This window comes from Methylocapsa sp. S129 (genome assembly GCF_009765995.1).
Lineage (GTDB): Bacteria > Pseudomonadota > Alphaproteobacteria > Rhizobiales > Beijerinckiaceae > Roseiarcus.
The window spans coordinates 22747-37358 of record NZ_LMUI01000047.1 but is presented as its reverse complement, the minus strand read 5'-3'; the positions used below and the strand labels follow the sequence as shown (position 1 = coordinate 37358).

14 protein-coding genes are annotated in these 14612 nt (G+C 64.0%); 12 read left to right on the top strand and 2 right to left on the bottom strand.

From position 1 onward, the window contains the following. The first annotated feature begins 48 nt into the window (after nucleotides 1–48). A complete protein-coding gene (locus GSQ90_RS24430; RefSeq protein ID WP_158817581.1) occupies nucleotides 49–711 on the top strand; it encodes a peroxiredoxin-like family protein in 663 nt (220 codons plus the stop codon). A 68-nt stretch (nucleotides 712–779) separates the two neighbouring features. Here GSQ90_RS24430 and erpA read toward each other — a convergent pair whose 3' ends face one another. Continuing rightward, nucleotides 780–1133, bottom strand: coding sequence for an iron-sulfur cluster insertion protein ErpA (gene erpA / locus GSQ90_RS24425; protein WP_158817580.1), 354 nt, complete (start codon nucleotides 1131–1133; stop codon nucleotides 780–782). 92 nt (nucleotides 1134–1225) lie between these two features. Here erpA and GSQ90_RS24420 point away from each other — a divergent pair, with 92 nt between their 5' ends. The 7 genes from GSQ90_RS24420 to GSQ90_RS24390 all read left to right on the top strand — a co-directional run bounded on the left by GSQ90_RS24420 (nucleotide 1226) and on the right by GSQ90_RS24390 (nucleotide 9619). Beyond that, complete coding sequence (locus tag GSQ90_RS24420; protein WP_158817579.1) at nucleotides 1226–2440, top strand: deoxyguanosinetriphosphate triphosphohydrolase; 1215 nt, start codon at nucleotides 1226–1228, stop codon at nucleotides 2438–2440. Nucleotides 2441–2469: 29 nt separating this feature from the next. Then, nucleotides 2470–4245 (top strand): arginine--tRNA ligase, encoded by a 1776-nt coding sequence (gene argS / locus GSQ90_RS24415; RefSeq protein WP_158817578.1) that lies wholly within the window; start codon nucleotides 2470–2472, stop codon nucleotides 4243–4245. A gap of 146 nt (nucleotides 4246–4391) precedes the next feature. Further along, nucleotides 4392–6059, top strand: coding sequence for an SPOR domain-containing protein (locus GSQ90_RS24410; protein ID WP_158817577.1), 1668 nt, complete (start codon nucleotides 4392–4394; stop codon nucleotides 6057–6059). A 48-nt stretch (nucleotides 6060–6107) separates the two neighbouring features. After that, nucleotides 6108–7124, top strand: a complete 1017-nt coding sequence (gene nagZ / locus GSQ90_RS24405; RefSeq protein WP_158817576.1) for a beta-N-acetylhexosaminidase — start codon at nucleotides 6108–6110, stop codon at nucleotides 7122–7124. Nucleotides 7125–7247: 123 nt separating this feature from the next. Continuing rightward, complete coding sequence (locus GSQ90_RS24400; RefSeq protein ID WP_158817575.1) at nucleotides 7248–8048, top strand: ScpA family protein; 801 nt, start codon at nucleotides 7248–7250, stop codon at nucleotides 8046–8048. 33 nt (nucleotides 8049–8081) lie between these two features. Continuing rightward, nucleotides 8082–8780, top strand: coding sequence for an SMC-Scp complex subunit ScpB (gene scpB / locus GSQ90_RS24395; protein ID WP_158817574.1), 699 nt, complete (start codon nucleotides 8082–8084; stop codon nucleotides 8778–8780). Between the two features lie 155 nt (nucleotides 8781–8935). Further along, nucleotides 8936–9619, top strand: coding sequence for an isoprenylcysteine carboxylmethyltransferase family protein (locus GSQ90_RS24390; protein ID WP_158817573.1), 684 nt, complete (start codon nucleotides 8936–8938; stop codon nucleotides 9617–9619). A gap of 3 nt (nucleotides 9620–9622) precedes the next feature. Here GSQ90_RS24390 and shc read toward each other — a convergent pair whose 3' ends face one another. Next, nucleotides 9623–11602: a squalene--hopene cyclase gene (shc, locus tag GSQ90_RS24385; protein WP_210254972.1), complete on the bottom strand. Its 1980-nt coding sequence runs from the start codon at nucleotides 11600–11602 to the stop codon at nucleotides 9623–9625. Nucleotides 11603–11847: 245 nt separating this feature from the next. Between shc and GSQ90_RS24380 the strand changes: the two genes are divergently transcribed. The 4 genes from GSQ90_RS24380 to GSQ90_RS24365 all read left to right on the top strand — a co-directional run bounded on the left by GSQ90_RS24380 (nucleotide 11848) and on the right by GSQ90_RS24365 (nucleotide 14469). Continuing rightward, complete coding sequence (locus tag GSQ90_RS24380) at nucleotides 11848–12081, top strand: twin-arginine translocase TatA/TatE family subunit (RefSeq protein ID WP_158817572.1); 234 nt, start codon at nucleotides 11848–11850, stop codon at nucleotides 12079–12081. 87 nt (nucleotides 12082–12168) lie between these two features. Continuing rightward, nucleotides 12169–12771, top strand: a complete 603-nt coding sequence (gene tatB, locus GSQ90_RS24375) for a Sec-independent protein translocase protein TatB (RefSeq protein ID WP_158817571.1) — start codon at nucleotides 12169–12171, stop codon at nucleotides 12769–12771. Then, nucleotides 12768–13571 (top strand): twin-arginine translocase subunit TatC, encoded by an 804-nt coding sequence (gene tatC, locus GSQ90_RS24370; RefSeq protein ID WP_158817570.1) that lies wholly within the window; start codon nucleotides 12768–12770, stop codon nucleotides 13569–13571. The genes tatB and tatC overlap by 4 nt, the downstream gene beginning before the upstream one ends. Before the next feature lie 25 nt (nucleotides 13572–13596). Continuing rightward, nucleotides 13597–14469 carry an EamA family transporter gene (locus GSQ90_RS24365; protein WP_158817569.1) on the top strand — a complete coding sequence of 291 codons (873 nt, stop codon included), beginning with the start codon at nucleotides 13597–13599 and terminating at the stop codon, nucleotides 14467–14469. Nucleotides 14470–14612: the final 143 nt, after the last annotated feature.

The following is a 14612-nucleotide window of genomic DNA, read 5'->3' as shown; positions in this document are numbered from 1 at the left end:
ACGCCAACCTGTCAAGCGTCGGCGCTGTTCGCCGCGAGAGGAGAGAACATGTCACTTCAAGATCGGCTCGATGCGTTCAAGACGGAATTCCTCAAGAAGGTTCCGCCCGAAGCCGCCGGCATCATGGATAAGGCGACCGCCGCGCTTGTCGCTTCCGGTCAAGCGAAACAGGCCCTCGGCGTCGGCGGCGAGGCGCCGAAATTCAACCTGCCCAGCGCCGATGGCGCTGTTGTCGCATCGTCGGATCTATTGGCCAAGGGACCGCTCGTCGTCGTCTTCTATCGCGGCGCCTGGTGTCCCTATTGCAATCTGGACCTTAAGGCGATCGAGGAAACCGCTTCCGACATTCGCGCTCTTGGCGCGTCGCTGATCGCGATTTCACCGCAAACCGCGCCGAATAGCAGAAAAATGCAAGAGCAAAACGGCCTGAGCTTTCCGATTCTCAGCGATCAGGGCGGCGCGATCGCCGAAGCGTTTGGCCTGCGATTTCGCTTGCCGGACGATCTGGTCAAACTGATGACGGGCTTTGGCGTCGACCTGGCGATGTACAACGATGATCCCAACGGAACGTTGCCGATGCCGGCCCGCTATGTCATCGACAAAAATGGAATCGTCGCCTATGCGGAAGTCAGTCCCGACTACACGCGCCGGCCGGACCCATCGGAGCTTTTGCCGACGCTGCGCCGCCTGCGCGAACTCGCTGCGGCGTGATCTCTCGCCCCCGCGTCGCCGGATGCGCCGACGCGGGGGCGCATCCACGCGAACGGGCGATTTGAAAATCAAACGGTGAAGCTAACCCCGCAGCCGCAGGACGCGACCGCGTTCGGATTCTTGACCTTGAACGATTGTCCCATCAGATCGTCGACGAAATCGACTTCCGAGCCCTTCATATATTCAAGCGAGACCGGGTCGACGAGAATGACCGCGCCATCGCGTTCGATGACGAGATCGTCTTCGGCCCGCCCCTTTTCGATGTCGAAGGCGTATTGAAAGCCGGAACAGCCGCCCCCCTTGACCGAAATGCGCAGCGCGGCGCCTGCGTCGGCGCTCAAAATCTTGGTCAATCGGCGCGCCGCGCTGGCGCTCATCGAGACGGGCGCGGAATCACTTGTCGAGGAAGGGGCGTGGTCCATGTCGCTCTCTTTGCCGCGGGGGCGTTCATCCCCCGCCGTGCTAAGATAGGCCCGACACGGTTAGCGTTCAATGCTTACGTAAAAGGCGCGCGATGCAAGGCGGCAGGGGGACATGGGTTCAGCGGGCGCCTTATGCGGCCGATCCGGGGGCTTCTCAAGGGCGGCTTCACGCCGAAGCGCCTTCGCCGACGCGAACGCCCTTTCAGCGCGACCGCGACCGGATCGTGCATTCCACCGCCTTCCGCCGCCTCGCCCATAAGACGCAAGTGTTTGTGCATCATGAGGGCGACCATTTTCGCACCCGCCTGACCCATACGATCGAAGTGGCGCAGATCGCCCGCGCGCTGGCCAAGGCTTTGGGGCTCGATGAAGACCTCAGCGAAGCGGTCGCGCTGGCGCATGATCTTGGCCACACGCCCTTCGGCCATACCGGCGAGGATGCGCTTGACGCCTGCATGACGCCGTTCGGCGGCTTCGATCACAACAGCCATGGCCTGCGCCTCGTCACGGAGCTTGAGCGGCGCTACGCCAATTTCGACGGGCTGAACCTGACTTTCGAGACCCTGGAAGGCCTGGTGAAACACAATGGCCCGCTGCTGGACGGCCAGGGGCGCCCGCTGGCGCGCTGGCGCGCGCGCGGCATTCCCGCCGCCATCGCCGCTTACGACAAGCGCCAAAACCTGGGCCTTGCCGCCTTCGCCAGCTTGGAGGCGCAGACGGCGGCGATCGCCGACGACATCGCCTATAACGCGCATGATATGGATGACGGTCTGCGGGCTGGCCTGTTCCGTATCGAGGCGATCCGCGCCATTCCCTTCATCGGCGAATTGCTCAGCGAGATCGACGCCCTTTATCCCGGCCTTGAGCGCCCGCGCGTCATTCATGAACTGGGACGCCGGGTCATCACAAGGTTCATCGAGGACGTTATGGCGGAAAGCCGGCGCCGGATCGGGCAGGCGGGCGTGCGCACGATCGAGGATGTGCGCGCGGCGGGGCGACAGCTCGTCGGCCTCTCGCCGGCCCTTGAATCGGCTGAGGCCGACGTCAAGCAGTTTCTGTTCGCGAATATGTACCGGCATCCCGAAGTGAAACGTGTGCGCGAAAGGGCCGATTTTGTCGTGCGGCGGCTGTTCGCCGCTTTTTCCAGCGATCCCGCTACTATGCCGGAAGAATGGGCGGTCGGCGCGGCGGGGGCGGGCGAGAGCGACCGCGCGCGGCTGGCCGCCGATTATATTGCGGGGATGACCGACCGCTTCGCCATCGCCGAGCACCGGCGCCTTTTTGACGATGCCCCCGACTTGCGTTAGAGCGGCGCCCTTCTCTCAAGGCGAGTTTTATGAATATTTTCATGGATTTTCAGCGGCGGGTCGCGGGGCTGCTCGCCGGGATCGTCAAGGCCGGCAATTTGCCGCAAACGCTTGATCTGACCCGTTTTGTCGTCGAACCGCCGCGCGATCCGAGCCATGGCGATCTCTCGACCAATGCGGCGATGGTCTACGCCAAAGAAGCCAAGGCGGCAGGTTCGAACGCGCGCACGCTGGCCATCGAAATCGCCGCCGGGCTGGCGGAACAGCCGGATGTCGACCAGGCCGAGGTCGCGGGACCTGGATTCATCAATATTCGACTGAAACCAGTGGTTTACACCGAGGTCTTGCGGGCGGTGTTGAACGGAGACGGGCGTTTTGGCGCAAGCGTTCAGACGGATTCCAGTCCGGTCAATGTCGAATATGTCAGCGCCAATCCGACGGGCCCCATGCATGTCGGTCATGCCCGCGGTGCGGTTTTCGGCGACGCCTTGGCCAGTTTGCTCGCCTTCGCCGGCCGCAAGGTGACGCGCGAATATTACATCAATGACGCGGGCGCGCAGGTCGATGTGCTCGCCCGCTCCGCCCATCTGCGCTACCTCCAGGCCTTGGGGGACGACATCAAGGCGATCCCTGAGGGGCTTTATCCCGGCGATTACCTAGTTCCTGTGGGAGAGGCTTTGGCGCGCGAATTCGGCGCTTCCCTGCGCGGCAAGCCGCAGGAGGAATGGTTGCCGGTCGTGCGCGCGCGCGCGATCGACGCGATGATGGCGATGATTCGCGAGGATTTGAAAGCGCTCAACGTCGTCCACGACCTGTTCTCGTCCGAACGCGCCCTGACCGGCGTGGACGGCGGCGCCGACCAGGTGCGGGCGGCGATCGACGATTTGCGCGCGCGCGGCATCGTCTATCTCGGACGCCTGGAGCCGCCCAAGGGCGCGCCCATTGAAGATTGGGAGGATCGCGAGCAGACGCTGTTCCGCTCGACCGATTTTGGCGACGACGTCGACCGCCCGCTGATCAAATCGGATGGCGGCTACACCTATTTCGCTACCGATATCGCCTATCACAAGAGCAAGATCGATCGCGGCTTTCTCGCCCTCGTCGACGTCTGGGGCGCGGACCACGGCGGCTATGTCAAGCGTATGCAGGCGGCGGTCGCCGCCGTCTCCAACGGTAAGGCGACGCTCGACGTGCGCCTATGCCAGTTGGTGCGCCTGATGCGGGCCGGTGAGCCGGTAAAAATGTCAAAGCGTTCCGGTGACTTCGTGACGTTGCGTGAAGTTGTGGATGAAGTCGGCGTCGACGCTGTGCGCTTCATGATGCTGCTGCGCAAGAACGATGCTCCGCTCGATTTCGACCTTGCCAAAGTCATCGAGCAGAGCCAGGATAACCCGGTTTTCTATGTGCAATATGCGCATGCGCGGGGGAGCAGCGTCTTGCGTCAGGGGCGGACGACATTCCCCGACCTCGATCTGTCGCCAAAGGCTCTCGCCAACGCCAACCTCGCCTTGCTCGACGACGAGAGCGAAGGTGCGATTTTGCGGCTGATCGCTCAATTTCCCAGGATCGTCGATCAAGCGGCGACGGCGCGCGAGCCGCACCGCGTCGCCTTTTACGCGCATGATCTGGCCACCAGCTTTCACGCGCATTGGAACAGGGGCAAAGATTTGCCGCATTTGCGATTCGTTAATGAAATTAATAGAGATTTGACTAATGCGAGGATGGCGTTGGCCAGTTCGGTAACTTTGGTTCTGGCCGCCGCGCTGGCGATTCTGGGGGTCAAGGCGCCCCAAGAGATGCGATAGAAATTTAACGATGACTTTCTTTTCAACGCGGGACCGTCAAGCATTTGCCTCAGTGCGCCTGCAAGAGGGCACGGCGGTTTTAGCGATCGCCCAGTGTCACGGCGCGTTCATATGCGGTTATCGCGTTACGATGAATGAGGTTTTCAATGAGCGGTTCGGCGTTGATGGCTCCCCAGGTCAATCTCGACGAGTTTGAGCGCAGACTGCGCGCGGCGGGCTCGCCCGTCGGCCCGCAAGAAGATCCGCTTGACGAATTGGCGCGTTTGGTCGGGATGGATGTCCGCGAATCCAAGCCAACCCGGTCCAAGCCGCCCCAGAGAACATTTGGCTTCGCGCCCAAGGCGGAAGCGCCGCGGCTTCCCGCCGTCCACCTGCTTCATGTCGATGAATCAAGCCATGAGGCAAGCGCGCACGACCATCTTTCGCCGACGGAGGAGGCTCCGACGATGGAAGAGGCTTCTCTGCGAGGCTCCCTCGAAGACGATGCGCTTGTCCAGGATTTCGGCCCGCAGGATGAGATGGCGCATCCCGACGCTGTTTATCATGAAGCCATGGCGCCGGCTGACGAAGCCGCGCCGCGCCGCTCCGGCCGGATGGCGTTGACTTTGGGCTCTTTGGTCGCGATCGGCGCGGCCGGCCTTGTCGGTGCCTGGGTCGTCAAAGGCGCCCCCGGCCTGCCAAAAACGCCGCCGATCATTATGGCGGTGGACGGTCCGACCAAAGTTCAGCCGCCGACCCAGGACACAATCGCCTCGCCGAGCGATTCGGCCTCGGTTCTCCTCAAGGACCAGAGCGGCAAGCCCGGTCCCGTCAATCTCGTCTCCAATGTCGAGCAGCCGGTCGATCTGCAGCAGACCAAACCGCAGCCCGCGCCGGCCGCCCCCTCGGCGGCGGCTCCTGCAGCGCCGTCTCCAGCGCCTGCGATTCCCGTCATTGCTTCTTCATCGGCGACGGTTCCCGCGGCTTCCGCTCCGGCGGCCTCAGCGCCGCCCGTGCCTTTGGCGCCCCCATCGCTGTCTCCCACGCGAAGCATCGCTCTGACGAGCGTCGGCTCGACGGCTGCGCCGCCGGCCGCTCCGGCGCCGTTTCCCGAGCCCAAGCGCGTGAAAACCGTTTCTGTCCGGCCCGATGGCTCCGTCATTTCGAGCGGCAACGAAGTGATCGCGAGCGCCGGCGCTTCGGCGACGGCTCCCTCCGCGCCTTCCGCCGCCGCGCCCGCCGACGCCGCGGCTTCCCCCGCATTCCCTGACGCGGCGCCGCAGCCGGCCAATCCGCCGGTGCCGCGCGCCCGCCCACAGTTCGACGCTTCGACCAGCGGCGCGGCGCAACCCGCCACGCCCAAGCTTGATTTGCCAACCAAGCTTTCGCCCAAATCGACGGCGCGCGTGCCGATCGCCAAAACGGATACGACCGTCGCCACGGGGCCCGCCCAGTCGCCCCAAGCGCCGCCGCAACCAGTGCCGAATCTGCTGCAAAAATTCGCCAATGCGGTGACTGGCCAACCGGATACGCAAGTCGCGGCGGCTGACCCGGCTGCGACAGCGACGACTCCCGCGGCGGGCGGCGGCGTGTATTCCGTGCAGCTTGCCGCGCCGGGCACGGAGCAGGAAGCGCAAAGCGCCTCGACCCGCCTGCAGGCGAAATATGCGAGCGCGCTTGGCGGCATGCAGCCGGCCATTCATCCGGCCGAGGTCAATGGCCGCCAGATCTATCGGGTGCGCCTCAGCAGCCTGTCGAAGGCTGACGCCGTGGCGCTGTGCCTCAGGCTCAAGGCCGTCGGCGGCGACGCCGCCTGTTTTGTCGCGAAGAATTAGGCCCGCGATCTGCTGAAACCGGTTTTTCTCGCCTGACGGTTGGATGCCATGACTCTAGCGTTCATTTGCGGCTGCGCGGGGACCGTTCTTGACGCGCAAGAGCGCGCCTTCATCCGGCAGCGCCAGCCATGGGGTTTGATTCTCTTCAAACGCAATGTCGCCGATCCCGAACAAATGCGGGCCCTGACGGATTCGTTTCGCGAGCTGGTCGGCCGCGCCGACGCGCCGGTGCTCATCGACCAGGAGGGGGGCCGCGTCCAGCGCATGGGGCCACCCCATTGGCAGGCCTATCCGAGCGCAGCGAATTTCGGAGCGCTTGGCGACCGGGACGGGGCGATCGCGGCGGCGCGAACCGCCGCTCGGCTGATCGCCCATGATCTCAGGCAAGTCGGCGTCAATGTCGATTGCACGCCGGTGCTCGATGTTGCGCAGGCCGGCATGCATGCCGTGATCGGCACGCGCTCCTGGTCGGGCGATCCCGGCCGGGTCGCCGCTTTCGGACGCGCTGTTGCGCACGGGCTGATGGCGGGCGGCGTCGCGCCGGTGATCAAACATATTCCTGGCCATGGCCGCGCCAGCGTCGACAGCCATCTCGAATTGCCTGTCGTCAGCGCCAGTCGCGCCGACCTCGAGGCGCATGATTTCGCGCCGTTTGTCGCGCTGCGCGATCTGCCGATGGCGATGACCGCGCACGTCGTCTATGACGCGATCGATCCGACCCGGCCCACGACCACCTCGCGCCTTGTCGTCGACACGATCATCCGCGGCGTGATCGGCTTCGATGGACTACTCCTGTCGGACGATATGTCCATGAAGGCGCTCGGCGGGCCCTTTGCGGCGCGCGCGGCGGCGACATTTGCCGCCGGCGTCGATATCGCGCTTCATTGCAACGGCGATCTCGCGGAAGCGCGGGAGGTGGCGGCGTCCTCGCCTGTGCTGGCGGGCAAGGCGTTGGAGCGTGCGCGGGCGGCTCTGGCGACCATCGCAGGCGGCGCCGAGCCGTTCGATGTGGACCAAGCAAGAGCCGAACTCGCCTCGGCGTTCGAGCCGGCGGCGACCCATTAAAGACTGAACGGGGCCTTCCGCCGCCTAAGGCGAGAGCAGGGAGGTGTGGACCCCCGGCTCGCGGCGCTTGCGATCGGCCGTCCTAGCGTTAAAACATCGACGTTAGCGCGCAAAAGGTGATTCGTGGCGGCCCAACTGGCTTTCGAAATGGAAGAAGCGGCGGAACGAGGCGAGGGCGAACCCTCCTTCGTCGTCGATATCGATGGATTCGAGGGGCCGCTCGATCTGCTGCTGGAGCTTGCCCGGCGGCAGAAGGTTGATCTGGCGCGCATTTCCGTTCTCGCCTTGGCCGAACAATACCTCGCCTTCATCGAACAGGCGCAAAAGGTCAGGCTGGAGCTCGCCGCCGACTATCTCGTCATGGCCGCCTGGCTCGCCTATCTCAAATCGCGCCTGCTCTTGCCTGAGCCGCCCAAGGCGGAGGAGCCGGGCGCCGCGGAACTGGCGGATGCGTTGGCCCGCCGTCTGCAAAGGCTGGAGCAGATACGCCTGGCCGCGGAAAAGCTGATCAATCGGCCGCGGTTCGGGCGCGACTTTTTCTCGCGTGGCGAGCCCGAGGCGGTGGCGATCACAAAGCGGTCGCAATATGAGGCCAGCCTTTATGACCTGCTGGCCGCCTATGCGCGCCAGCGGCAAAAACATGCGCTCGCGCGCGTCCGGTTGAAGCGCCGGATCGTCTGGTCGCTGGCTGAGGCGCGCGAGGCCTTGTCGCGGCTGCTCGGCATAGCGGTGGATTGGGTCGACATGGATGATTGGCTGATCAGCTATTGCGTCGACCCCAAATTGCGCCGCACGGCGCGCGCCTCGTCCTTTTCGGCTTCGCTCGAACTGGTGCGCGAGGGAAAACTGGAACTGCGGCAGGACAAGGCGTTTTCGCCGATCTGGGCGCGTGCGCGGCCGGATAATTCAACGCAAGCGGCATGATGGACAAGCACGCCGGTTTTTTGAGAGGCTTGAATGGGGGAAGTCGCACAATTATTCGATCGGCTCGGCGTGACGCCGAAGTTTGAGCCGGAGGCTTTGCGCATCGCCGAGGCGCTGGTGTTCGCCGCCGCCGAGCCGCTTGACGAGGCGGCGATCGCCAGCCGTTTGCCCGACGGCGCCGATGTCGCGGCGGTTATGACCGAATTGCAGCGCGTCTATGCGGGCAGGGGCGTCAATCTCGTGCGCGTCGCGCGCAAATGGACTTTCCGCACCGCCGTCGATCTCTCCTGGCTGCTGGCCCGCGAAGATCGCGAACAGAAGAAGCTGTCGCGCGCCGCGATCGAGACGCTCGCCATCATCGCCTATCACCAGCCGGTGACGCGCGCCGACATCGAAGACATCAGGGGCGTCGCGGTGTCCAAGGGCGCGCTCGATGTGCTGATGGAGGCGGGCTGGATTCGCATGCGCGGCCGGCGGCGCTCGCCGGGCCGACCCATCACTTACGGCACCAATCAGGAATTCCTGATCCATTTCGGCCTCGATTCCATCGGCGATCTGCCCGGTCTCGATGAACTGAAAGGGGCGGGACTGTTCGACGGCAAATTGCCGACGGGCTTTGGCGTGCCATTGCCCAATGACGATTCAGGGCTCGCCGAAGACGAAGAGCCGCTTGAGGCGGAGGGCGATTTGAAGGAGGTATGGGGAGAGCCGGGCGAGGAGGAGGGGGCGTAAAACCTACTCGTCTTGCGGCGCGATGCTCCCGGAGTTGTCGACGAGGTCGAAGGCGGCACGATCGCGCCGCTCCGCGAGGCCGCGCCGCGACAGCATGATTGATGTACTATGCCGCGCGAATTTTGCGGCGTTTTTCGCGGTTTTGGGATGTTTCGATGAAGCAGCCAAATCTCACGCGACGGGCCCTGTTCGGGCTCGCCTGGTTCGCGGTCATTCTGGCGGCGATGATCTTCGGCCCGGCGTGGTCGCTCGCCTATTGGCAGGGCTGGACGTTCTGGTTCCTCATGCTCGCATGCTGTTTGGCGACTACGCTCTATCTCCTGCGGCATGACCCCGCGCTGGTCGAACGGCGGATGCGCTCAGGCCCGACCGCTGAGCGCGAATCGAGCCAGAAATGGATCATGACGTGCACGGGCGTTTTGTTCTGCGCGATCGTCATTGCGCCCGCGCTTGATCATCGCTTCGGCTGGTCGTCGGTTCCCGCTTTTATCGTCATCGGCGGCGATTGTCTGATCGCGCTCAGCTTCGTCTTCATATTGCGGGTGTTTCGCGAGAATTCTTTCGCATCGGCGGTCATTGAGGTGAGCGCCGGCCAGAAGGTTGTCTCGACTGGTCCTTATGCGTGGGTGCGCCATCCGATGTACGCCGGCGCGCTGCCGCTGCTGGCCGGGGTTCCACTCGCGCTCGGATCGTATTGGGGCCTTGCGCCTGTCGCGCCCTTGCTCGGCGCCATCGTCTGGCGATTGCTGGACGAGGAGCGCTATCTCTCACGCAATCTTGCGGGCTATCAGGATTATTGCCGCAAGGTGAGATGGAGACTGGCGCCCGGCGTCTGGTAATCGCTACCCGGCGATGCGTCGCGCCAGAGCGATCATCGGGAAATAGTGCCGGTACATGTTGAACGAGATCATGAAGCCGCGCGACAATTCGGAGCCCTGGCCGAGCTTTTCCTGCAGCAGCGGATCGCGCAGATCGATGCGGGCGCCGACGCCATAGCCGGGAAAGCCCGTCGCGGTGTAATGGGCTTCATCCCAGGTTCCGTCGGCGCGCTGCGTCGCGCAGAGATGCTCGAATCCGCGCGTCAGCGGCGGGGCCGCCGGCTCCAAGCCCGCCGCCATCAGCGCCATCAGCGCCCAGGCGGTTTGCGAAGGCGTGCTCGCGCCGCGGCCGATCCAGTCGGCGTCCATATAGGACTCGCAGCTTTCGCCCCAGCCGCCATCGGCATTCTGCTTGCCGACCAGCCATGCGGCGGCCTTCTGGACATAGGGCGCGTTCATATCCTCGCCGATCGCGGCGAGCCCCGGCAGCACGGCGCCGATTCCATAGATGTGGTTGACGCCCCAGCGTCCGAACCACGAGCCTTCCGGCTCCTGCTCGGCCAGGATGAAAGCTCGCGCCTTGGCGACTTCAGGATGTTCGCCGCGCATGCCCAAGGCGCCTAAAGCCTCGAGCACATGGGCGGTCACGTCGACGCTGGGCGGGTCGAGCGCTTCGCCAAAATTGCAGAAGGGGATTTTGGAAATGATCGCCTTGTCATTGTCGCGATCGAAAGCCGCCCAGCCGCCATTGGCGCATTGCATCCCGAAAACCCACGCGAGGGCCCGTTCGATCGCAAAATCGACGCGCCCGCGCAGGTCGCCGCTGGCGCTCCGCAGCTTGGCCAGAACTAGCAGGGCCAGCGCGGTATCGTCGACATCGGGATAGCGGACATTGGCCCGCTCGAAAGCCCAACCGCCGCACGCAATGCCTTTGACATTCATCGACCAGTCGCCAGGCTCCAGGATCTGATGATCGAGGATGTAGACCAGCGCCCTGCGCATGGCGGGCGTCTCCGCCAGCGTATGGCCCGCCTCGACCATCGCCAGCAGGCAGAACAAAGTATCCCAGATCGGCGATTCGCTGGCTTGGATATGCGTGCCGCCGTCCCGTTCGTAGCTCCAATGTTCGCCGAGCGCCGCCAGGCCGCGCGCGACGACGGGATGATTGAGGCCATAGCCTTCGCCGCGCAGCGCCATCAGCCCATAGATCCAGGGCGGTTGGATGCCGCCCCAGGCGCCGTCGGCGTCCTGATGGCGGATCATCCATTCGAGGCAGAGCTTGATCGAATTCTCGCGGAACGGGATCAGCCGCCACGTCTGCAGCCGATGCAGGCCCTTGTCGATCCATTCGAACAGAGCCTCGAGCGACCAGGGCCGCGATTTCTTCACCGGGATCGAGAAATCGAGATTGGCGATGCCGTTGGGGAACAATTCTTCCAGCTTGCCCGCCTCGGGCAGCGGATAGACGGGGCGCCGCGCGCAGAGCACGGCGAGCGGGACCATGGTGGCGCGCGCCCATTGCGCGAAATTATAGATGTTGAAGGGAAACCACAGGGGAAAGCGGACGATTTCGGGCGGCAGGTTGGGAATATCCTTCCACGGCCAGATGCCGATCAGGGCGAGCCAGTAGCGCGTGAAGACGCGCACGTCCTTCAAACCCCCATGCGTGTGAATCCACGCGCGCGCCCTGGCCAACTCCGCCCGGTCCATCGGCTCGCCCATCGCGCGCAAAGCCGCATAGACCTCGACCGTGGAATTGATGTCGCCGGCCGGCGCGTCGGGATAGATGTCCCACGAACCGTCCGGGCGCTGACGGTTGAACAAGGCCTGCATGACGCCCGCCTTGATCGGCAGGTCTATGCCCAGAATGTGCGAGCACAACAGCCATTGCGCCTCGATGCAGGAATTGGATTCGACCATGCCGACCCAATAGCCCTCTGGCTTTTGCGCGCCGAGGAGCCAGGTCGTGGCGCGGGCGAGGGTTTGTTCGATGCTGGGGTTCAAGGCCGGCCTTTGCGTTCGAAAAGAGAGGGCGCTTCTTAGCGCAAATGGGCCGATTGCCCCAACCCCGACTACCAGGCCCTTTCCAGAAAGCGATTACCGGTCGGCCCCACGCCGCCCTCAATTAGCCTTCCCCGCCGTCCATGCTTGTTTTTGCAGGCCGACGCGCTTAGGTTCGGATAAGGATCAAGCTTGGCCGCGCGGCTGGAATCTCGGTGGTCGCGGTTTTAACGCTAGGGATGGCAGTCATGGGTAGCTTTAGCATCTGGCACTGGATGTTGTTTGGCGCAGTCGCGCTTCTGCTTTTCGGCGGCAAAGGCAAGATTTCGGATTTGATGGGCGACGTCGCTAAAGGCATCAAATCGTTCAAGAAAGGCATGGCGGAAGACGATAGCGACGGGAAAGCCCCGACGCCGGCTTCGCTGCCGATTGAAAGCCGCGGCGTGACGATCGACGCGAGCGACAAACAAAAAGTCAGCTAACCCCAGGACGGAGCGAGCCAAAGCCAAGGCTCCGGGGCAGGCGCGCGGAGCGCGCCTTGCTAGCGGGCGCTTGGCCGGCCCATAGCCATGTTCGATATTGACGCAGGCAAGATACTGGTCGTTGGCGTCGTCGCCTTGCTCGTCATCGGGCCAAAGGATTTGCCGCGCGTGTTGCGCACCGTCGGCCAGACCGTCGGCAAAATGCGGCGGATGGCGTCGGAATTCCAGAACCAGTTCATGGAAGCGATCAAGGAAGCCGATCTCGAAGACGTCAAAAAGGAATTCACCGCAATCCGGGATTCGGCCAATATCGACACGTCGTTCGACGCCGCTTCGATCATGCGGGATGAAATAACGACCGCTGTCGAAGGCCCCAAGGAGATCGGCCATTCGACCGTCGATCTGACCGGGACCGGGCCGATGAAGGAAATAACCGCCGGTCCGGTCGACGCGGCGCCGCAGGCATTGGGTTCGCTCGCCGCGGCCGAGTCGCCCCTCGATCCGCCAAAAGACGCCCAATCCACCGCCCTCGATCTGAACGGCGCCGGGCCGATGAAGGAAGCTGCGTCCTTGGAGGCGCCTTCCCTGGCTCCAGCGGAATCCCCCGTCGCCTCGAAAGACGCGGCGCCTCATGGCGGCGAGGCCGCTGAACGCGCGGACGCGGCCGTCTCGCAGAGCCGCCACGGATGACGGACGAGGATATAGACGCGACCAAAGCGCCGTTGATGGATCATTTGATCGAACTGCGCGCCAGGCTGATCCGCGCGGTCATCGCGTTCATGGTCGCGTTTCTCGGCTGCTTCTATTTCTCCAAGGCGATTTACAATATTCTCACCGAGCCTTACGTGCGGGTGGTCGGCGCGGAAAACGCCAAGCTGATCGCGACCCATTTCCTCGAGCAATTCTACACCAACATCCAGCTCAGCATGTTCGGCGCCGGCGTCATCGCCTTTCCGATCATCGCCCAGCAGATCTATAAATTCGTGGCGCCGGGTCTCTACAAACACGAAAAGCGGGCGTTCTTTCCCTATCTGATCGCGACGCCGATCTTCTTCGTGCTCGGCGGCCTGCTGGTCTATTTCGTCGTCATGCCGCTGCTGATCCGCTTTTCGGTGTCGCTGCAGCAGGTCAATGTTCCCGGCGAGGCGACGATCGAACTGTTGCCCAAGGTCAGCGAATATCTCTCGTTGATCATGACGCTGATTTTCGCTTTCGGCATCGCGTTTCAATTGCCGGTCATTCTGACGCTGCTCGGCCATGTCGGCATCGTCGATTCGAAATATCTCAGCTCGATGCGCCGCTATGCGATCGTCGCCGTGGTCGGCCTCGCCGCGATCCTGACGCCGCCCGATCTCATCAGCATGTGCTCGCTGGCGCTGCCGATGCTGGCGCTCTATGAAGGCGCCGTCATCGCGGTGCGCATCGTCGAGAACAGACGCGCCGCGGCGGCCAAGGCTTCGGGCGGTTCGCCGGGTCCGTCGTCGACCTGATCCTGACAGCCCGCCGGAGCCTCGCATGAGCCTTCGCGATATTCTGGCGGCGATCGTCGCCGCCACCGCGCTCGGGCTGGCGTTCATCGCCATCAAGATCGGCGTCGGCGAGGCGCCGCCCTTGCTGCTGACCGCGTTGCGCTTCGCCTTCGCGGCGTTTCCGGCGATCCTGTTCGTCAAGCCGCCGCGCGCGCCGGTCGCGATGGTCGCGCTCTACGGCCTGCTGATCGGCGTCGGGCAATTCGGTCTGCTGTTTCTTTCGATCGACTTAGGGATGCCGGTCGGGCTCGCCTCGCTGGTCATTCAGCTTCAGGCCTTCATCACGATCTTTCTCGCGTGGATTGTGATGGGCGAGCGGCCGAGCCCGGTCCAGTTGATTGGCGCCGGAATCGCGCTTTTGGGCATTCTCGTGATCGGCGTGTCCCGGCTCAGCGGCGCCAGCTTTGGCCCGTTTCTGATGATGGTCGGCGCGGCGTTCTGCTGGGGCGCCGGCAATCTCGTCGGCAAAAAGGCGGGGCGGATCGATATGTTCGCCTTCACCGTCTGGTCGAGCCTCGCCGCGCCCCTTCCGCTGTTCCTGCTGTCTTTGCTGTTCGAGGGCGGCCGCATCTTGCCGGCGCTGGCGCATCCAAGCTGGACGCTGGCGGCCTGCGTCGCCTGGTTAGCCTATGGCGGCACGATCATCGGCTTTGGGCTTTGGAGCCGACTGCTCGCCATTCATTCCGCCGCCAAAGTCGCGCCCTTCGCGCTGCTCATTCCCGTCGTCGGCATGATCGGGGCGCGCCTGGTTTTCAACGAACCGCTCGGCCCATTTGAACTCCTGGGCGCGGTTCTGGTAATGGCAGGGCTTGTGTTCAATGTGTTCGGCGACAGGCTGCTCGCCCTGCGCGCGTCGTAGTCGTTCTCCCTCCCCCCTTGTGGGGGAGGGCCGGGGTGGGGGGTCGCACTGTACTATCGGAAAATGTAACGGCGTCTCAACCCGATAGTTCGGCGCGACCCCCCTCCCTAACCCTCCCCCACAAGGGGGGAGGGAATCGCCTG